Annotated in this window: 19 protein-coding genes; 9 read left to right on the top strand and 10 right to left on the bottom strand. The window is 34.0% G+C overall.

Annotated features, from left to right (window positions below):
• Nucleotides 1-2: 2 nt before the first annotated feature.
• Complete coding sequence (locus tag CJ739_RS16560) at nt 3-287, bottom strand: DUF4834 family protein (RefSeq protein WP_117177300.1); 285 nt, start codon at nt 285-287, stop codon at nt 3-5.
• 142 nt (nt 288-429) lie between these two features.
• Here CJ739_RS16560 and CJ739_RS16555 point away from each other — a divergent pair, with 142 nt between their 5' ends.
• The gene (locus CJ739_RS16555) at nt 430-1,434 is read left to right on the top strand and encodes a transporter (protein ID WP_117177298.1); all 1,005 of its coding nucleotides are present in this window, start codon (nt 430-432) and stop codon (nt 1,432-1,434) included.
• A 25-nt stretch (nt 1,435-1,459) separates the two neighbouring features.
• Nucleotides 1,460-2,578 carry a GNAT family N-acetyltransferase gene (locus CJ739_RS16550; RefSeq protein ID WP_117177296.1) on the top strand — a complete coding sequence of 373 codons (1,119 nt, stop codon included), beginning with the start codon at nt 1,460-1,462 and terminating at the stop codon, nt 2,576-2,578.
• 325 nt (nt 2,579-2,903) lie between these two features.
• On the opposite strand, the gene capB is transcribed toward CJ739_RS16550, so the two are convergent.
• The 3 genes from capB to CJ739_RS16535 all read right to left on the bottom strand — a co-directional run bounded on the left by capB (nt 2,904) and on the right by CJ739_RS16535 (nt 7,613).
• Nucleotides 2,904-4,163: a cysteate-C-fatty acyltransferase gene (capB, locus tag CJ739_RS16545; RefSeq protein ID WP_117177293.1), complete on the bottom strand. Its 1,260-nt coding sequence runs from the start codon at nt 4,161-4,163 to the stop codon at nt 2,904-2,906.
• Nucleotides 4,164-4,422: 259 nt separating this feature from the next.
• Complete coding sequence (gene capA / locus CJ739_RS16540; RefSeq protein ID WP_117177291.1) at nt 4,423-5,463, bottom strand: cysteate synthase; 1,041 nt, start codon at nt 5,461-5,463, stop codon at nt 4,423-4,425.
• A gap of 83 nt (nt 5,464-5,546) precedes the next feature.
• Complete coding sequence (locus CJ739_RS16535; protein WP_117177289.1) at nt 5,547-7,613, bottom strand: S9 family peptidase; 2,067 nt, start codon at nt 7,611-7,613, stop codon at nt 5,547-5,549.
• A 72-nt stretch (nt 7,614-7,685) separates the two neighbouring features.
• Here CJ739_RS16535 and CJ739_RS16530 point away from each other — a divergent pair, with 72 nt between their 5' ends.
• Nucleotides 7,686-8,009, top strand: coding sequence for a YbaB/EbfC family nucleoid-associated protein (locus tag CJ739_RS16530; protein WP_117177287.1), 324 nt, complete (start codon nt 7,686-7,688; stop codon nt 8,007-8,009).
• A gap of 14 nt (nt 8,010-8,023) precedes the next feature.
• On the opposite strand, the gene CJ739_RS16525 is transcribed toward CJ739_RS16530, so the two are convergent.
• Complete coding sequence (locus CJ739_RS16525) at nt 8,024-9,067, bottom strand: threonine aldolase family protein (protein ID WP_117177285.1); 1,044 nt, start codon at nt 9,065-9,067, stop codon at nt 8,024-8,026.
• Nucleotides 9,068-9,160: 93 nt separating this feature from the next.
• On the opposite strand from CJ739_RS16525, the gene prfB reads away from it, so the two are divergent.
• From prfB to CJ739_RS16505, 4 genes are all read left to right on the top strand, one after another.
• A protein-coding gene (prfB, locus tag CJ739_RS16520) for a peptide chain release factor 2 (protein WP_117177283.1) occupies nt 9,161-10,271 on the top strand; the annotation gives its coding sequence in 2 pieces (ribosomal slippage) (nt 9,161-9,223 and nt 9,225-10,271; 1,110 coding nt in all).
• On the top strand, nt 10,268-10,885 hold the full coding sequence (locus CJ739_RS16515) for an HAD family hydrolase (RefSeq protein WP_117177281.1): 618 nt from the start codon (nt 10,268-10,270) through the stop codon (nt 10,883-10,885). Before prfB ends, CJ739_RS16515 begins: the two co-directional genes overlap by 4 nt.
• A complete protein-coding gene (gene arsC, locus CJ739_RS16510) occupies nt 10,885-11,226 on the top strand; it encodes an arsenate reductase (glutaredoxin) (RefSeq protein ID WP_117177279.1) in 342 nt (113 codons plus the stop codon). Before CJ739_RS16515 ends, arsC begins: the two co-directional genes overlap by 1 nt.
• A 98-nt stretch (nt 11,227-11,324) precedes the next feature.
• Nucleotides 11,325-13,868, top strand: coding sequence for a TonB-dependent receptor (locus CJ739_RS16505; protein WP_117177277.1), 2,544 nt, complete (start codon nt 11,325-11,327; stop codon nt 13,866-13,868).
• A gap of 73 nt (nt 13,869-13,941) precedes the next feature.
• Here the strand turns inward: CJ739_RS16505 and CJ739_RS20405 are convergent, their stop codons facing one another.
• From CJ739_RS20405 to CJ739_RS16485, 5 genes are all read right to left on the bottom strand, one after another.
• Nucleotides 13,942-14,118, bottom strand: coding sequence for a hypothetical protein (locus CJ739_RS20405; protein ID WP_162880248.1), 177 nt, complete (start codon nt 14,116-14,118; stop codon nt 13,942-13,944).
• Between the two features lie 375 nt (nt 14,119-14,493).
• Nucleotides 14,494-14,703, bottom strand: a complete 210-nt coding sequence (locus CJ739_RS16500; protein ID WP_117177275.1) for a hypothetical protein — start codon at nt 14,701-14,703, stop codon at nt 14,494-14,496.
• 6 nt (nt 14,704-14,709) lie between these two features.
• Entirely contained in the window at nt 14,710-15,117 is a 408-nt protein-coding gene (locus CJ739_RS16495) for a VOC family protein (RefSeq protein ID WP_117177273.1), read from the bottom strand.
• Nucleotides 15,118-15,127: 10 nt separating this feature from the next.
• A complete protein-coding gene (locus CJ739_RS16490; RefSeq protein ID WP_117177271.1) occupies nt 15,128-15,574 on the bottom strand; it encodes an SRPBCC family protein in 447 nt (148 codons plus the stop codon).
• A 10-nt stretch (nt 15,575-15,584) separates the two neighbouring features.
• Nucleotides 15,585-16,019 carry a VOC family protein gene (locus tag CJ739_RS16485; protein WP_117177269.1) on the bottom strand — a complete coding sequence of 145 codons (435 nt, stop codon included), beginning with the start codon at nt 16,017-16,019 and terminating at the stop codon, nt 15,585-15,587.
• A 570-nt stretch (nt 16,020-16,589) separates the two neighbouring features.
• Here CJ739_RS16485 and CJ739_RS16480 point away from each other — a divergent pair.
• Both CJ739_RS16480 and CJ739_RS16475 read left to right on the top strand, forming a co-directional pair.
• A complete protein-coding gene (locus CJ739_RS16480) occupies nt 16,590-17,567 on the top strand; it encodes a GlxA family transcriptional regulator (RefSeq protein WP_117177267.1) in 978 nt (325 codons plus the stop codon).
• 283 nt (nt 17,568-17,850) lie between these two features.
• Nucleotides 17,851-19,158 (top strand): IS110 family RNA-guided transposase, encoded by a 1,308-nt coding sequence (locus CJ739_RS16475; protein WP_117172209.1) that lies wholly within the window; start codon nt 17,851-17,853, stop codon nt 19,156-19,158.
• Nucleotides 19,159-19,291: the final 133 nt, after the last annotated feature.

Raw genomic sequence — 19,291 nt, 5'->3', positions numbered from 1 at the left:
AATTAGTCAATTTCTTCGTAATCCACATATTCACCAACATCTTTATTTGAAGATTTTGCATTCGGCATTTTATCAATAGTTACTTCACCTTCCTTTTTTTGCTGTTGTTGTTGGGATCTTTGTTGAAATTGACCAAATTGATCTCCAAACTTTTGTTCGGCTTTTTTGGCTATATATTTAAGTAATAAAGGTGCAAAAAGTCTTGAAAGAATCTTTATTCCATAATAAATAAGCAGGATAATTAGTAGAGTTCTCACAAAACCCGTTACAGATGCTTGTTGTAACATAAAAATATTTTTTTTACAAAAATACAATTCTATCTACTTAAAAAGCGTTCAAAAATGATAAAAAAAGTATAAAATATCTATATTTGAAAAGCCTTAACAGGAATTTTTAAGTATCTATTCACGATAACTAAAATAAAAACTTATGATCCAAATCAAATCTACCTTATGCCTTTTACTAAGTCTAATTACCTTACAAGCCTTTTCACAATATACCGATGTTATAAATTCCAACCGTCCAGGCGTCTCTAGAAGTGCCTTTTCTGTTGGTACCAATGTTGTACAATTTGAAGTTGGGCCTTATATGATTAAGGAAAAAAGAACACCTGCAGCCAGTTATGAAGTTGATGGTTTCGGTGTGGATTTTGCAGCTCGTTATGGCTTAATATGGGAAGAATTAGAACTTAATATTGAAGGGACTTTTCAAAGTGACACCAAAACTTACGCCTCTAATATTTCTGCTGAAGACGACCGTGCCAATTTTAAATTTCTAACCATTGGCGCTAAGTATTTAGTATATGATCCATATAAAAATTCTGAAAATGAAAAGCCAAACTTATACAGTTGGAAAGCAAACAATCGCTTTAAATGGAAGTCGTTAATACCCGCAGTATCAGTTTACGCAGGAGCTAATTATGATACTAAAAACAACCCATATACTGCTCCAGGTATTGAAGGATTTAGCCCAAAGGTGATGATTGCGACTCAACACAATTTTTCGGGCGGTTGGGTATTTGTGATGAATTTTATTAAAGATAGAATTGGGACAGATCAGTCTGATTTTCAATATATAGTAACATTAACCCATTCATTCAGCCCAAAATGGGTCGTGTTTGGAGAAACCCAAGGTATACAAAGCGATTTTTATGCCGATAACTTGTTTAGATTTGGTGGAGGTTATTTATGGAGCAAAAATTTTCAATTAGATACTTCCGTCGTTTTCAATACAAAAGACACGCCGTCTGTTTTGGGTATTAATTTGGGCATGTCCTACCGCTTGGATTTCCATAAGGATAAAGAAATAGACAATGGTACTTCAGCAAAAGACGAAGGAGATAGAAGGTCTAGAAAAAACAAATCGAAGAAAACCACAGATGTCATAGAGGAATACAACAAAAAGCAAAAAAGAAAAGATCAAAGTTTCAATTAATTAAAAAAATTTACGCCACCAATACATGATTTCCATAAAAGAAGTAACAACAAAAAGCGACTTAAAAGCTTTTGTAAAATTTCCATTCAAACTATATAAAGATTCAAAATATTGGGTACCTCCTATTATTAGCGAAGAGCTAAAAACCTTCAACAAAAAAGAAAACCCAGTGTTTAACGATGCCGAATCTAGATTGTTTTTAGCATACAAAAATGGTGAACTTGTTGGTCGTGTTGCCGCCATTATAAATTGGCTTGAGGTTAATAACCAAACGCTAAAAAAAATGCGATTTGGTTGGTTTGATTTTATTGATGATTTAGAAGTTTCAAAAGCACTTTTAAATCAAGTTGAAACCATAGGGAGATCCCACAACTTTACATTTACCGAAGGCCCCGTTGGGTTTTCAAATTTAGATAAAGTAGGTGTTGTTACAGAAGGATTTGATGCCATAGCACCTATGGTAACTTGGTATAACCACCCATATTACGCAAAACATTATGAACAAGCGGGTTATATCGTAGAAAAATCATATTCTGAAAGTAGATTTCCTTTTGAAAATGTAAAACCGGAATTCTTCCTTAAAGCACAGGAACTGATAAAAAAGCGATACCAAATTAAGGCATTAAAATTCACAAAAACAGAAGAGGTTATGCCTTATGCCGATAAAATGTTTGATTTATTTAACGAAAGTTATGCATCGTTATCATCCTTTGTTGCGATTACTGATATTCAAAAGGAATATTTTAAAAAGAAATTCATCAGTTTTATAAATCCGGAATACATCAAGTTTGTTGTTGATAAAGATGACAACTTAGTAGCTTTTGCTATTGTAATGCCTGCATTTTCAAAGGCATTACAAAAAATGAATGGAAAACTTTTTCCTTTTGGTTTTAGGCATATTTTGCATGCAAAAAAGCACAGTAAAGAGGTTATTTTTTATTTAATAGGCATCCATCCCGATTATCAAAACAAAGGTGTTCATGCAGTAATTTTTAATGAATATTATGATACGTTTAAAGAAAAAGGCATTAAAACCTGCATTAGAACTCCCGAGTTAGAAGATAATTATGCCATACACCAAATATGGAAACATTTTAATCCTGAAGTTTATAGACGTAGAAAAACGTTCAAAAAAGACTTATAAACTTGATATAAATTTTGACTAAATTAGATGTTAGAAGTACAATATAAGTTAGATATTAGAAGTGCAATATTAGAAGAAAGTTCAGTGTTCAGCGTTCAAAGTTTGTACCGATGAAGTTTGTGATATACGATTACACGCTTAAACAGTTAAAAGTTAGGGTATATTTGCCAACCTTAACTATAGTTTTGTAATGATATCGTTTTTTGATTTTTTAACTATTTAAACACCTGGATATCAGGACACATTACATCGAACTCACGTTTATAACTAAAAAAGAGCTTCAAATTGAAGCTCTTTTTGATATGATATAATTATAATATACTTACTATTCCTCCATAGCAGCCATTACAGCAGCAGATAAGCGTTGGTAAGTACCGTTTTCTAAACGTGCTCTAATAGCATCAAAAGCATCTAAAGTTATTTGAATATCTTCTAATGTATGTGTTGCTGTTGGTATTAATCTTAATAAAATTAATCCTTTAGGTATTACGGGATAAACCACTATAGAACAGAAAACTCCAAAATTCTCACGTAAATCTTTTACTAAAGCCATGGCTTCTGGAATGCTTCCTTTTAAATATACTGGTGTGACACAACTTTGCGTTGTTCCAATATCAAAACCTCTTTCTTTAAGTCCAGATTGTAAGGCATTGGTGTTTTCCCAAAGCTTGTTTTTTAGCTCAGGCATGGTTTTAAGCATTTCTAAACGCTTTCTTGCTCCAACAACCAATTGCATTTGTAACGATTTAGCAAACATTTGAGAACGGAGATTGTATTTTAAATAATCTATAATCTCTTTATCGGCAGCAATAAACGCACCCGTTCCTGCCATGGATTTTGCAAACGTAGCAAAATATACATCGATATCGCCTTGAACGCCTTGTTCTTCACCTGTACCTGCACCCGTAGCACCTTGCGTACCAAAACCGTGTGCATCATCAACTAAAAATCTAAAATTATATTTCTGCTTAAGGGCTGCAATTTCCTTAAGTTTTCCTTGTTCACCACGCATACCAAAAACACCTTCGGAAATAACTAAGATACCACCTCCAGTTTGTTCAGCCATTTTAGTAGCTCTTTCAAGATTCTTTTCTAAACTTACAATATCATTGTGTTTGTAAGTGAAACGTTTACCCATATGCAAACGCACACCATCAATAATGCAAGCATGTGCATCTACATCATACACAATAATATCATCTTTAGACACCAAGGCATCAATGGTAGATACCATACCTTGATATCCAAAATTCAATAAATAAGCTGCTTCTTTTCCAACAAACTCAGCTAACTCATTTTGAAGTGTTTCATGAAGATCTGTATGACCAGACATCATACGAGCTCCCATGGGATATGCAGAACCATACGCCACACCCGCTTCTCCATCAACTTTACGGATTTCGGGATGATTAGCTAACCCTAAATAATCGTTTATACTCCAAGTAATAACGTCTTTTCCTTGAAACTTCATTCTGTTTGATATCTGTCCTTCTAATTTTGGAAACACAAAATATCCTTCAGCTTGAGACGCCCATTTTCCTAACGGACCTTTGTCTTTATAAATCTTTTCGAATAAATCTTTCATTTATTATAAATCTTATTGCTATTAAAAATTAAGACTTAACCATCAACTTGAAGTGGCTTATTAAAAATTAAAAAAAACACTTTGCTAAGTGCTTGATCAAATTAATTATAAGCTTTTTTAGTTCTTAGTTAGTTCGTGCAAAATTAAATATTTATATCCTTTGTACATAATTTTTGGCGTTCAATTATTTATAAAATAAAAAAGAGACAGCTTTTTGCTGCTAAAACAAATGCTACCTCTTAATTATGTACTGTTTACATTATTTTATATATTCTATATTTTGTACCGTGGCTTCATTCATACTATCAAAAAAGCCTTGTTCTTGCATCCATTTATCACTATAGACCTTACTCATGTAACGCGAACCGTGATCTGGAAAAATAACCACTACATAATCATCTTTTTTAAATAAACCTTGCTCACCAAGTTGTTTAAGTGCTTGGGTTGCTGCACCCGATGTATAGCCTACAAAAAGCCCTTCGGTTCTTGCCAATTCTCTTGCTGTGTGGGCGCTTTCTTCATCGGTTACTTTTACAAATTCATCAATAATATCAAAATCGGTAGCAGTAGGGATTAAATTTTTTCCTAAGCCTTCAATTCTATAGGGATAAATTTCTTTTTCGTCGAATTCTTTAGTTTCGTGGTATTTTTTAATTACCGAACCAAAAGCATCAACACCAATAACTTTTATATTTGGGTTTTGTTCTTTTAGGTATTTTGCTGTTCCAGAAATAGTACCACCTGTACCACTACAAGCTATAAGATGCGTAATTTTACCTTCGGTTTGTTTCCATATTTCTGGTCCTGTAGAAGCATAATGTGCATCTATGTTTAATTGGTTGAAATACTGATTGATATATACTGAACTCTTTATTTCACTATGCAATCTTTTTGCTACTTCATAATAAGACCTAGGGTCGTCTGCACTTACATGAGCTGGACACACATACACCTTAGCGCCCATCGTTTTTAGCATATCGATTTTATCGGCAGAAGATTTTGAACTTACAGCTAAAACGCAATCGTACCCTTTAATAATACTTACCATAGCAATACTAAACCCTGTGTTACCAGAGGTGGTTTCTATTATAGTTGAACCTGGAGTTAAAATTCCTTTTCGCTCTGCTTCTTCTATAATGTATGTTGCTATTCTATCTTTTGAAGATTGACCTGGGTTAAAAGATTCTACTTTTGCGTAAAAGTTACCTTTGAATTTTGAAGCTACTTTATTAAGTTTAATAAGCGGTGTATTGCCTACTAAGTCTAATACATTATCAAAAACTTGATTTCTGTGTTTCATAAATGCCTTTTAGGGAAGCTACTGTAATATTAATGAAAATATTTGTAACTTAAAACCTGACAAAAGTAAAACTTTTTTTTTTATTAACCATGAATTCCTTCTAAATCTAACAAAAAGGCATATTCTAAAGCCACTTCTTTTAAGCTTTCAAATCGTCCTGAAGCCCCGCCGTGACCAGCATCCATGTCGGTATGAAGTAATAATTTATTAGTATCGGTTTTTAGCTCTCTTAGTTTGGCCACCCATTTGGCTGGTTCCCAATATTGTACCTGCGAATCGTGCAACCCTGTTGTAACCAGTATATTAGGGTATTGTTTTGCTTCAACGTTGTCGTATGGTGAATATGATTTCATATAATTATAATACTCCAATTTATTAGGATTTCCCCATTCGTCATACTCACCTGTAGTTAAAGGAATGGTATCATCTAGCATGGTTGTAACGACATCAACAAAAGGTACTGCTGCCAAAATACCGTTATATAATTCCGGGTTCATATTTATAATAGCACCCATTAGCATCCCTCCTGCAGACCCACCATATGCATACAAATGCTTTGGTGATGTATATTTTTGCTCTATCAAATATTTTGAGCAATCAATAAAATCGTAAAAGGTGTTTAATTTATGAAGTAATTTGCCATTTTCGTACCAATCCCTACCTAAATATTCTCCACCACGAATATGCGCTATGGCATAAATAAATCCGCGATCTAACAAACTCAGACGTACCGTTGAAAATGAAGGGTCGATAGTTGAGCCATACGAACCATAAGCATATTGCAATAACGGACTTGAACCATCTAACTTCGTTCCTTTTTTATAAACCAACGATATAGGTACTTTTACACCATCACGGGCAGGTGCCCAAATTCGTTTGGATTCATAATTTTCTTTCTTAAATTTACCGCCCAAAACCTCTTGTTCTTTTTTAATCTCGCTTCGTTTTGTTTTGAAATTATAATCAATAACCGAACTTGGAGACGTTAGCGAATTATATGAATAACGCAGCACATCACTATCAAAATCGGGATTATTGCTTATATAAGCTGTATAGGTTTCGCTTTCAAAAGGAAGATAATAATCTTCTTTCCCATCCCAACTCATAATTCTTAGATTATTAAGGCCATTTTCTCGTTCGTTAACGACCAAATAGTCTTTAAAAATCTCAATATCTTCTAATAAAACATCTTTTCTATGCGGAATAACGTCTTTCCAATAACGCTTTTCTGTTTTAAGCGCACTCGTTTTTAAAAGTTTGAAGTTTGTAGCGCCGTCACAATTTGAAATAATATAAAAACTATCATTATAATGTGCTATACTGTATTCAAAATCACGTTTACGCTTTTGAAATATTTTAAATTCTCCATCGGGCGTATCGGCATTTACAAAGCGGTATTCTGACGATACGGTACTTGACGACCCAATAATGATATATTTTTTTGATTTTGATTTATACACAAATGTATTAAACGTTTCATCGGCTTCATGAAAAACCTCGATATCCTCCTTTGTGTCTGTATGTAATTTATGTTTGAAAACTTTATGTGAACGCAAAGTCACTTCGTCCTTCATGCAATAGAACAAGGTTTTATTATCATTCGCCCAGATAGAACTACTTGTGGTATTTAAAATTTTATCTGAATAAATTTCACCTGTTACTAAGTTTTTGATTTGAATGGTATATTGCCTTCTTCCAACGGTATCGGTTGAAAAACTTGCTAAAGTATTATCTGGACTAATAGACATACTCCCTAAGTTGAAAAAAGCAAAACCTTTGGCCATTTCGTTACAATCAAAAAGTATTTCTTCAGGCGCCTCTAAAGATTCCTTTTTACGAAGATAAACAGGGTAATCTTGCCCTTTTTCATAACGTGTTATATACCAGTAACCGTTAAATTTATAAGGAACCGAAGTGTCATCTTCTTTAATTCTACCTTTCATTTCTTCAAACAAATCCTTTTGAAATGCTTCGGTATGCTGCATGACCTCTTTTGTGTAAGCGTTTTCAGCATTCAAATAATCAATCACTTCTGGGTTTTCTCTATCGTTTAGCCAATAGTAATTATCAATTCTTATATCGTTATGTTTAACTATTTTTTTTGGTTTTTTAGTGGCTCGAGGCACTTGGAGTATTGTTTTCAACGGCATTTTATTCTTAAAATTAAGGGGCAAAAATATAAAAATTAAATAGCTTTGTAGCTAATAATAAATTATAAAATTATGTTTGGAGATATGATGAATATGATGGGTAAACTTAAAGAAACCCAACGTAAAGTTGAAGAAACTAAAAAACGCCTGGATACTGTTTTAGTTGATGAAAAAAGCAGCGACAACAAACTTAAAGTTACTTTAACAGCAAATAGAACAATAAAATCTATTGCCATTGATGAAAGTTTACTTGAAGACAAGGAACAACTTGAAGATTATTTAATTCTTACATTAAATAAAGCTATTGAAAAAGCGACTAGCGTAAACGAAGCAGAACTTGCTGCTGTTGCTAAAGAAGGGATGCCAAATATTCCGGGGATGGATTTGTTTAAGTAGATTTTTTAGACTGATTAGATTTTTAGACCATTAGACTTAAATTGAGATTTTTTTAAAATTCCTAGGAATTTTTCATGCATAGCATCGCTGTAATCTAAATGGGTTACTATCCGAAGCTTGTTGGTACCCATACCAATAATATGAATATTTTTATCCTTTAGTTTTTGAATAAACGCTTTTTCATTGACATCGTTATTTAGTTCAAAAATAACAATATTGGTTTCAATAGGCTCCACAGCTTTAATGATTGCTAATTTTGCCAACGCCTCTCCTATTTCTTTGGCTTTTTTGTGGTCTTCAGCTAATCTTTCAATGTTATTGTCTAAAGCATAAAGTCCTGCTGCTGCTAAAAAACCCGCTTGCCGCATATTGCCTCCAAAAACTTTACGAATTCTAATGGCGTTTTTCATAATAGCTTCATCACCAACCAAAAGCGACCCCACAGGGCAGCCTAAACCCTTGCTTAAACATATCGAAATGGTATCAAATACCTCTCCATATTGTTTTGGCGTTTCGTTTTTAACGACTAAAGCATTCCATAATCTTGCACCGTCTAAATGAAATCCTAAACTATTGTCACCGCAAACCTTTCTAATTTTTAAAATATCATTAAAATCCCAACAAGAACCACCGCCCCTGTTGGCCGTGTTTTCTATTTCAACCAATCGCGTCGGACTGTAATAGTAAGCATCGGGATTTATGGCTTCTATAACTTGTTCTGCTGTAAACATTCCTCTATGCCCCTCTATCAATTTACAAGACACGCCACTATTAAATGAGGCACCGCCCGACTCATAATTATATATATGAGCAAATTTGTCACATATAATTTGATCTCCCGGACTTGTATGCAATTTTATTGCTGTTTGGTTTGCCATCGTACCACTCGGGAAAAACAGTGCACTTGGTTTGCCAAACATCTTTGCCACACGTGTTTCTAATTGGTTAACGGTTTCGTCTTCTCTAAAAACATCGTCACCCACTTTCGCTTGCATCATGGCATCCAACATGGCTTTTGATGGCTTTGTAACGGTATCACTTCTTAGGTCTATGGTCATGTTATAAAAATATAGGTAAAGCTATAAAATTATATTAATAATTGTTTTCTGCTCTTGCTATAAATCATATTTTTGTTTAAAATAAAATGAACTATGATAACTTCTGATCAGATAAAAAATCTTAACATCCGCCTAGACAAACTTAGGCACTATCTTTGACGTAGATAAAAAACTTATTGAAATACAAAACGAGGAAGAAAAAACCTTTGATCCTAATTTTTGGAATGATGCCAAAGCTGCTGAAGCCATTATGAAATCGCTTCGTGTGACTAAAAAATGGGTTGAAGATTATAATAAAGCCAAAACACTTACCGAAGATTTAGAGGTTCTTTATGAATTTTATAAAGAAGGCGAATCTACTGCCGAAGATGTTGAAGAACACTATCAAAAAGCCTTTACATTGCTTGAAGATATTGAGTTTAAAAATATGCTTTCCGATGAAGGTGATAGCTTGAGCGCTGTTTTACAAATAACTGCAGGTGCCGGTGGTACCGAAAGTTGCGATTGGGCAAGTATGCTTATGCGTATGTACCTAATGTATGCCGAAAAAAGCGGATTTAAAGTAAAAGAACTCAACTTTCAAGAAGGTGATGTAGCAGGTATTAAAACAGTTACTTTAGAAATTGAAGGCGATTTTGCTTTTGGTTGGCTAAAAGGTGAGAATGGGGTCCATCGCTTGGTGCGTATTTCGCCATTTGATAGTAACGCTAAACGCCATACAAGTTTTGCTTCGGTTTATGTATACCCGTTAGTTGATGATACCATTGAGATTGAAATAAATCCTGCCGATATTGAAATTACCACAGCACGTTCAAGTGGTGCAGGAGGACAAAATGTAAATAAGGTTGAAACTAAGGTGCAATTAACCCATAAACCAACAGGTATTCAAATACAATGTTCCGAAACACGCTCGCAACACGATAACCGCTCCAGAGCCTTACAAATGCTTAAATCGCAATTGTATGAAATTGAGCTGCAAAAACAAATGGCACAACGTGATGATATTGAAGCCGGTAAAATGAAGATTGAATGGGGAAGTCAAATCCGTAACTACGTTATGCAACCCTACAAATTGGTTAAAGACGTAAGAACCGGCCATGAAACCAGCAATGTAGATGCTGTTATGGATGGAAATATCGGTCCGTTTTTAAAAGCCTATTTAATGATGATGGGACAAAAAGTTGAAGACAATAACACATTATGAATCAAATAAATACCATAATTTTCGATCTAGGAGGTGTTTTAATAGATTGGAATCCTGAATACGTATTTTTGAACGCATTTAATGGAGACAGAGAAAAAATGCAATGGTTTTTTAATAACATTTGTACCAGCGATTGGAACGAAAACCAAGATGCTGGCTATCCTTTAGCACAAGCAACTAAAGATTTGGTTGAAAAATTTCCGGAGCATGAACATCATATTAAAATGTTTTACGGAAAATGGGAAAATATGCTAGGTGGCCCTATTGATGGCACTGTGAAAGTTCTTGAAAACCTAATTAAATCTGAAAAATATAAATTGGTAGCTTTAACAAATTGGAGCCATGAAACGTTCCCTATTGCCCAAAAACGTTTTGAATTTTTAAAATGGTTTGAAGGTATTGTGGTTTCTGGTGATGAAAAAACAAGAAAGCCCTTTAAGGCTATTTATGATATAACACTTAGCAGATTTAATATTACTCCAGAAAAATCATTGTTTATTGATGACAATTTAAGAAATATTGAAGCAGCCAATGCATTAGGCATCAACGGGATTCATTTCGAAACTCCAGAAAAACTCATTCAACAACTAAAAGAATATAATATTCAACTATAATGATAAAAATACTTCACAATAGTAGATGCAGCAAATCGCGTTGCGGATTAGAACTTTTAGAACAATCTGGAAAGCCATTCGAAGTTATAAAATATCTTGAAGATACTTTATCTGCTAAAGAACTGAAAGACTTAATAAAGCTTTTAGGCATAAAACCAATAGATCTAGTTAGAAAAAATGAGGCTATTTGGAAAACGGAATTTAAAGATAAAACCTTAACCGATGACCAAATAATTGAAGCCATGGTTAAAAACCCCAAATTAATTGAGCGCCCCATAGTTGTTAATGGTTACAAAGCCATCATAGGAAGACCTACCGAGAAAATCTCTGAAATCATCTAAAACACTGGGGTAAATCAAGGTAAGTTAATTAACTTTTATTTAACAGAAACACGTTAAACCATGGGTATTTTTGCAAGTCTAACTTGGAAAAATTAAACATGACCAAAATTTTCATCCCCCTTTTTACCTTTTTTTCTTTTATACTGCACGCCCATACGTTACCAGAAAATATAAACTCCGTTTCTGACAAAGACATAACCATTACAGGAAAAGTTATAGACAAAGACACCAAAGCCCCTTTGGAATATGCTACCGTGACTTTTTTTAGCAAAAAAGAAAACAAAATAGTTGATGGTTGCGTCACAGATGTTAATGGAGAATTTAGCATTAAAGTTTCTAAAGACCTTTATAATATTACTATAGAATATATATCTTATAAAAAAATAACCCTTTCTAATAAAAAAATAGATTCTAATATAAATTTAGGTACGATTGCTTTAGAAATTGATTATGCTTCTTTAGGAGAAGTTGAAATTATAGCCGAAAAAACAACCGTTGAAATAAAGCTAGACAAAAAAATATACAACATAGGCAAAGACCTCACTACAGCTGGAGGAACAGTAAGCGATGCCTTGAACAATGTGCCATCTGTATCTGTAGATGTAGAAGGATCTATCAGTTTAAGGGGAAATGAAAACGTGAAAATCTTAATAAATGGAAAACCTTCAGCTATGGCTGGTTTTGGGGATTCAAATGTTTTAAGTCAACTCCCCGCTGAAGCTATTGAACGCGTTGAGGTTATCACTTCCCCTTCTGCAAGGTACGATGCCGAAGGTACGGCAGGTATATTAAACATTATATTAAGGCAAAAAGAAACCTTAGGTTTTAATGGTTCCATTAACCTAACTCTTGGTAATCCAGATAATGTTGGGGTGTCTGCAAACTTAAATTATCGGACTGAAAAATTCAATTTGTTTTCTAATATTGGCTTCAGATATTTTAACGCACCAAGAAATAGTTTTAACAATACTAAATACTTTGATAAAGTTGTTGATGGTGTGCTAACCGCCCCAGAGTACGAAAGAATTAAAGAAGACCAAAAAGTTACTCGTTTAAATAGAAATTATAATGCCAGTGCAGGCATTGAATATTTTTTATCTAAAAAAACTTCATTAACTGGTAGTGTTTTTTATCGCTACGGAGAAGATGCCGATTTATCGCTCAATAATAGCGAGCGTTTTAATGGAGGTAGTATTGTTGAGAAAACTTTAAGAAGTGAAAAACAAGATGAAAGTGGAGACAATTACCAATTGGCATTAAATTATATTAGTAAATTTAACGACGAAGGTCATGAGTTAACTGCAGATTTTCAATATGAAAAAGGATCAGAAGACCAATCAACTTATATAAACGAAAATTACGTAATAACTAATGAAACCGACCCAGAGCCATTTCAAAAAGAAAATGTATTTTCTGTTGAAGATGAAAATGAATATTTATTTCAGGTAGATTACGTTTTACCTATGGGTGAAGATTCGCGTTTTGAAGCTGGTTATAGAGGAAATTTTAATAATGACAAAAACGATTATCTACTTCAACAAGAAGATATTAATACAGGCAATTTTTTCGTTAACGACACCATAACAAATGTTTTTGATTATACCGAAAATGTAAATGCTCTTTACACCCAATATGGAACAAAATTTGGTCAATTCTCATTCCTACTTGGACTGCGTTTAGAAAACACCCAATTAAAAGGAAATATTGATTCTAGGTTGACAAATGAAGAATTAGAAGCAGCATTTGGATTTCCTATTGACACACAATTTAACAATAATTACTTAGGCCTTTTCCCAACCGTTAATCTAATATACAATTTAGCAGGCGATAGTGAAGACTCGGAAGAAAACATATCGATTGGTTATAACCGAAGAATTAACAGACCAAGAAATTGGTTCATCAATCCATTTCCTTCACGTTCTAGCCGTACTAATATATTCCAAGGAAATCCAAATTTAAATCCAGCATTTGCTAGTGCCTTTGATATAGGGTACCTAAAACGTTGGGATAAATTAACATTAACTACATCGGTTTATTACCAACATGAAACAGATTCCTTCGAGCGTGTTGAAGAAAACACAGGACAACAAACTTCAGATGGTATAGATATTATTAGAACTATTCCCGTAAACCTTTCTACAAACAAAAGAGCCGGAGGTGAATTAGGAATCATGTACAACCCTGAAAAGTGGTTAAGGCTTAATTCCAGCTTCAACTTTTTTCAATTTGAAAAAGAAGGTGAATTTAACGGTGTAGATTATGGCACTAAAAATACTAGCTGGTTTGGACGTTTTAGCAGCAAAATATCATTCCCATCAAGTATCGATTGGCAAACGAATATGAACTACTTTGGGCCAAATGCCAATGCCCAAAGTGAAACCAAAGGTATTTTCTCTATTGACTTAGCGCTAAGTAAAGAAATTTTTAATAAGAGCGCCACAATTTCTTTAAACGTTAGGGATTTATTAAACTCAAGAAAACGAAACACATTAACGGTAACAGAATTCTTTGAAAGAGAAAACGAATCGCAATGGAGACAGCGCCAGATTAACTTATCGGTAATTTACCGCTTTAACCAACAGAAACAACGTAATGAAAAAAACAATTCTAACGGAGGGGTTGATGATGAAATGGAATTCTAAAATAGAATTGCATAAAAACAAAAAAGGGAAGCTAAAATTAGCTTCCCTTTTTTGTGAATATCAATAAGTTATGTTAAGAATTTTGACGCTTAGCCTTCTTCTCTTCTCTAATTTCTTTTAATCTTTCAATTAAAGAACCTCCTATCCAATAAGGGATTACAAAAGTCAATAAGAAAATCATTAACCAAAAGCCTATTGTTAAAATGGTTAAAAAAGCTAAAAATCCTAAATATTGGTCAAAATCAAACATAATTGTAAGTATCTTTTTAAAATCTAACGCAAAGATAATGCAAAGCTACTTGTTATACAATATCAAATTAAAATTTATTAACAGAGTTTTCAAGATTAATTTCATTGTAAAGGTTCGCAATAAAACCTCCGCTACCGCTAAGCCCAATCTCATTAAGTTAAGATATTTAGGTTGTTTTTTGTCCTTCCGAGGCACGAGGACACGAGCTTCAGCGAACTGGCGAAGCAAACTCATACTCGATAAGGAGTTTGGTGAGATTAGCTACGCTGAATCTTCGATTTCCTCCTTCGTCGGAATGACAATTTCCCCCTTAACTTAATAACATTGGACAAGCACCGAGGAATTCTTTAGATTAACAGACTTTTCAAGATGAGTTCATTGTAAAGGTTCACAAAAAAAACCGTTTTTATTTAAAATATCAACTACTAAGTCTAGGCGAATACTGCAATTTTCAATTCTTAAAATTTTATCACAATCTTCTAAATCAAAATTGATATAAGAATTTGGTAAATGAGTAGCTAAATCATTCAACACCCTTTTAGCTGTATTTTCGTCAACAATATTTGTTTTAAAAACCTCAATCATAATTATTTATTGCTCTGGAAACTGACTTTCATCCATAAAAAACACTTCCCATTGATGGCCATCCAAATCTTCAAAACTATGTTGATACATAAACCCATAATCTTGAGGTTCCATATAAATAGACGCACCTGCTTTAACTGCTTTTTTCATCAAACTATCTACTTCTTTCCGAGTATTTAACTGTAAAGCCACTAATACCTCGGTTTGCTTTTTTGCGTTTGAAATGGGCTTTTTAGTAAACTCTTTAAATTTTGCTTTAGTAAGTAACATAGCGTATAACTTGTCGCCCAACACTAAACATGCTGCGGTTTCATCAGTAAATTTAGAATTGAACGTAAATCCCAAAGCTTTGAAAAAATCCATGGATTTAGTTAGATTTTCTACTGCCAGATTAACAAAAAGTTGTTGTACCATAATTAAAATTTTAAATTGATTTCTCTGATAATTGTTTTACAATTTCAAGTGCTTTAGGAAAAGTATTTTTAAAGTAATTTTCAAATTCTTTATCAGAATCCATACTAACTTCTAAATGCGTAATCCCATTTTTTTCAGTTAATGAATAATCTTCTTTTGCTCCAGACCAAGCTTTTGCTTTTTCATCTAAAGGCTGTTCAATAGCGTCTTTAACAATTCCTAAATGTTCAAAACCCATAAATGTATGTGGAACTTTTTTATATATTTTGCTAAACATACCGTGGCCATTGCCATCTAAAAATAGTACTTTGCTTCCCTCCTGCCAATCTGAAACAGCATGAGAGCCTTCACTAAAAACTTTGGTCCATTTACGATACGATGTGTCTTCCCAAAGAACTGACCAAACCGTCTCTTTTGGAGCATGTATTGTTATTTTAAAATTTATTTTTTGTAACATAGTCTTAATTTTATTGAGATTTACGATAGCTTATCATCCACATAACTCCGAATTTATCGGTAAGCATTCCAAAATAATCGCCCCAAAACATATCTTTCATAGGCATTGTTACTGTAGCTGCATCAGATAGACCAGTAAACAATCTATCGGCTTCATTTTTTGAGTCTGTATTAATTGAAATATTCATGTTTTGTCCAAACGTAACTTCCCCAAATTCTGGATTGTTATCGCTACCCATTAAATAGGTTTCTTTACCTATATGGAAACATACATGCATAATTTTGTTAGCATAGTTTTCAGGTATATCGCTGTAACCATCTTCTTGGGGCATATCTTTAAATCTCCCAATATATTCAAATTCACCACCAAAGACGGATTTGTAAAAATTAAATGCATCTTCACAGTTGCCATTAAAGATTAAATAAGGATTAATTGTTGTTGTCATAATAATCGTTATATCTGTTTATAATTTATTGTGGCATTTTACTCATGTCCCTATAAAGGACGCTCCAACGGTGTCCATCAGTGTCTAAAAAACCAAAAGTAACATCCAACCATCTTTTTCACCTGGGCTGCGTAAAGATTTCCCCCTGCATTCTTTACCGTTTTAGCCATGGCATCTACTTCTTCTTTACTTTGGGCATCCATGTTGAATCATACTTCTGTACCCACATTTGGGTTTGATACGTTATGTGCAATAAATCCCTTAAAAGTATCAATAGGAAATAACATCATCACAACGTTCTTATCACCAATAAAAAAGCTTCCTAAATGTTCATTATCAATATGATGTGGATTTTCATCAAATCCAATTTCATTAAAAATTGTTTTGACTACTTTAAATCATTTACCGACAGATTAAGCCAAAATTCTTTTGCCATGAGTTTTGTTTTTTAGTGCTGTTTTACAAAGTTAGCAATGCAAATCCAATACATTAATGTACAAATACGTCAATATAAAGGGTTGATTACGACACTTTAATTAATTACTTTTGATAATCAATAAATACATTATAATGAAACATATATCGGTTTACATTCCAAAAGGACATTACAGCATGGTTAATATTGAAGGAGCTTATCAAATGTTTAATTGGGTAAACAGCTACTATGGGCAAATTAACAAAAGTCCTATATTTAATGTTGAGCTTATAGGTATTGAAAAATCATCAACTCAAACCAACGGCTTGTTTACTATTAATCCGCAGCGCTTGATTAAAGACGTAAAACACACAGACCTTATTATTATTCCTGCCATTCATGGTGATTTAAAAGATAATTTAAAAGCCAATGCTGAATTGTTGCCTTGGCTTGTTAAACAATACAACCAAGGTGCCGAATTGGTGAGTTTTTGCATTGGAACATTTTATTTAGCAGCTTCTGGGTTACTTAATGGGAAGCCCTGCTCTACACACTGGCAATATGCCAATGAATTTAGGGCCATGTTTCCTAAAGCAATATTGATGGATGATAAAATCATGACAGAATCCAATGGTATTTACACTAGCGGTGGCGCATATTCATTTACCAATTTAATGATTTACCTTATTGAAAAATATGCAGGACGTGAAGTGGCTGTTATGGCATCAAAAGGGTTTATGATAGATATTGATAGAGAAAGTCAATCACCTTTTATGATGTTTAAAGGCCAGAAAACACATAAGGATATAGAAATACTTGAAGCTCAAAACTACATAGAACAAAATTATAATACCAAAATAACAGTTGATGAACTTTGCGGGAATAGCAACGTCGCTCGTAGAACTTTTGAACGCCGATTTAAAAAAGCTACAGCAAATACAGTATTGGAATATATTCAACGTGTTAAGATTGAAGCTGCTAAAAAAGAATTAGAACATGGTAGAAAAACAGTAAACGAAGTTATGTATGAGGTGGGCTATAATGACACTAAAGCTTTTAGGGATGTATTTAAAAAAATAACCGATATGACTCCTATCGATTATCGAAATAAGTTTTCTTTAGCATATAATTAAGTGAAATAAAAAGAGGCTGTCTAAAAAATCCTTTTAAATTTAATTTGTCAGGTTGAGACTTTTGTTAAAGTTTTTAACTAGCGAATGCGATGACGTATTTTGTGCAAGTTTAACAAAAAGTCACAATATTTCCGAGGCACAGCGTAGTGTTTATATACCTGTGGTTGAGTATGGTTTTCAGAAAATAGGGGTAGCGATTATGGTGCTTATTTATAATAATGCCCGAATGGTAGTCTAGCAAGCATAAAAATTTTCTGGGTGTGATTTTAAAAAATAATGTAGGATGAAAAAAATCAGGAAAAACGCAGGAGGGATCGATATCGGAGCCAAAAAAATCTTCATAGGTCTTGAAGATAAGGAGGTTCGCAGTTTTGATACCTTCACATCAGATCTGGAACAGGCGGTATCTTACTTAGAGGAAAACAATGTAACCTCAGTGGCCATGGAAGCCACGGGAGTGTATTGGGTCATCCTCTATGATATATTGAAGGCAAGAGGCATCGATGTATGGTTGGTGGATGGCAGGAGCACAAAACAAGTTCCAGGCAGAAAGACCGATGTAAAGGACTGTCAATGGATACAGCAATTGCACAGCTATGGTTTGTTGAACCGTTGTTTTGTTGCAGATGAACTGGTACATGAACTAAGGAGCTATCAACGCCTGCGCGAAGATCACATCCGTAGTGCTGCTATGCATATTAACCATATGCAAAAAGCACTGACCCTGATGAACGTTCGGCTAAAAGAAGTTCTGGACCAAGTTCACGGGGTAAGTGGATTGAAAATAATCAGGGCGATCTTAAAGGGCGAAAGGGATCCCGGGGTTTTGGTAAAGCTATGCCATGGGAGTGTGTTGAAAACAAAAAAGGAACTGATCCTTAAATCCTTGAAAGGGCACTACAATGAAGCAGGGCTATTTGCTTTGGGCCAAGCAGTGGTGTGCTATGATTTTTATCAACAACAAATTGCCGGTTGTGATCTGAAAATGGAAGAAGTCCTTAAAAAGATGGGGGCAAACCGGCCTAAAGTATCAAATAAGGCAACTCCACGAAAAAACGTGAGGCACCACAAACCAAATATAGAAGGAATGGACCGTTATCTATTGCAAATATTTGAAGGCAAAGATGCTACGGTCCTACCCGGTATAACAGATTATAATTGGATGCAGCTCCTATCGGAAATAGGGACTGATTTACATAAATGGAAAACAGAAAAGCATTTTACTTCCTGGTTGGGACTGGCGCCAAAACAGCACCATTCGGGCAAGATGAAAAAAAACTATAAGGCTAAAGGACAACCAAAGGCCGGCCTGATATTTAAGCAAGCGGCCACGAGCCTGCTCAACAGCAAGAAAATTGCATTGGGTGCTTTTGGCAGAAAGATAAGGGCAAAGAAAGGGGCATCACCGGCAATAAAGGCAATGGCAAGAAAACTGGCAGAGCTCTATTGGAAGCTATTTGTTAAAGGACTGTCATATGTAGAGAAGGGAATCAAAGATTATGAGGAGAAGATCTTGTTTAATAAACAAAAGAACATTATGAAAATGGCAAGAGAACTTGGTTTGTCAATTAGCTATAAAACAGCGGTTTAGCAAATACGTCAATGGTAGCTTGTCGAATACCTAATAGCCAAAAGCCATTAGCCAATAGTCAATAGTTGGCGGTCAACAATTCAACAATAATAAAAACACCCCCAATGCCAGGAGCTTGTTGAAGTCCTTTATT

It is taken from the genome of Mariniflexile sp. TRM1-10, from assembly GCF_003425985.1.
In the GTDB taxonomy this organism is placed as follows: Bacteria; Bacteroidota; Bacteroidia; order Flavobacteriales; family Flavobacteriaceae; genus Mariniflexile.
This window is presented reverse-complemented; position numbering and strand designations above follow the sequence as displayed.

What these genes read in the sequence shown, in the direction of transcription:
- CJ739_RS16535 (WP_117177289.1), bottom strand. Translation starts at nt 7,613, where the DNA reads ATGCCGTTGAAAACAATACTCCAAGTGCCTCGAGCCACTAAAAAACCA.
- CJ739_RS16505 (WP_117177277.1), top strand. Translation starts at nt 11,325, where the DNA reads ATGACCAAAATTTTCATCCCCCTTTTTACCTTTTTTTCTTTTATACTG.
- capB (WP_117177293.1), bottom strand. Translation starts at nt 4,163, where the DNA reads ATGAAAGATTTATTCGAAAAGATTTATAAAGACAAAGGTCCGTTAGGA.
- CJ739_RS16555 (WP_117177298.1), top strand. Translation starts at nt 430, where the DNA reads ATGATCCAAATCAAATCTACCTTATGCCTTTTACTAAGTCTAATTACC.
- CJ739_RS16475 (WP_117172209.1), top strand. Translation starts at nt 17,851, where the DNA reads ATGAAAAAAATCAGGAAAAACGCAGGAGGGATCGATATCGGAGCCAAA.
- CJ739_RS16500 (WP_117177275.1), bottom strand. Translation starts at nt 14,703, where the DNA reads ATGATTGAGGTTTTTAAAACAAATATTGTTGACGAAAATACAGCTAAA.
- capA (WP_117177291.1), bottom strand. Translation starts at nt 5,463, where the DNA reads ATGAAACACAGAAATCAAGTTTTTGATAATGTATTAGACTTAGTAGGC.
- CJ739_RS16490 (WP_117177271.1), bottom strand. Translation starts at nt 15,574, where the DNA reads ATGTTACAAAAAATAAATTTTAAAATAACAATACATGCTCCAAAAGAG.
- CJ739_RS20405 (WP_162880248.1), bottom strand. Translation starts at nt 14,118, where the DNA reads ATGTTTGATTTTGACCAATATTTAGGATTTTTAGCTTTTTTAACCATT.
- CJ739_RS16530 (WP_117177287.1), top strand. Translation starts at nt 7,686, where the DNA reads ATGTTTGGAGATATGATGAATATGATGGGTAAACTTAAAGAAACCCAA.
- CJ739_RS16485 (WP_117177269.1), bottom strand. Translation starts at nt 16,019, where the DNA reads ATGACAACAACAATTAATCCTTATTTAATCTTTAATGGCAACTGTGAA.
- CJ739_RS16525 (WP_117177285.1), bottom strand. Translation starts at nt 9,067, where the DNA reads ATGACCATAGACCTAAGAAGTGATACCGTTACAAAGCCATCAAAAGCC.
- CJ739_RS16550 (WP_117177296.1), top strand. Translation starts at nt 1,460, where the DNA reads ATGATTTCCATAAAAGAAGTAACAACAAAAAGCGACTTAAAAGCTTTT.
- arsC (WP_117177279.1), top strand. Translation starts at nt 10,885, where the DNA reads ATGATAAAAATACTTCACAATAGTAGATGCAGCAAATCGCGTTGCGGA.
- CJ739_RS16515 (WP_117177281.1), top strand. Translation starts at nt 10,268, where the DNA reads ATGAATCAAATAAATACCATAATTTTCGATCTAGGAGGTGTTTTAATA.
- CJ739_RS16495 (WP_117177273.1), bottom strand. Translation starts at nt 15,117, where the DNA reads ATGGTACAACAACTTTTTGTTAATCTGGCAGTAGAAAATCTAACTAAA.
- CJ739_RS16480 (WP_117177267.1), top strand. Translation starts at nt 16,590, where the DNA reads ATGAAACATATATCGGTTTACATTCCAAAAGGACATTACAGCATGGTT.
- CJ739_RS16560 (WP_117177300.1), bottom strand. Translation starts at nt 287, where the DNA reads ATGTTACAACAAGCATCTGTAACGGGTTTTGTGAGAACTCTACTAATT.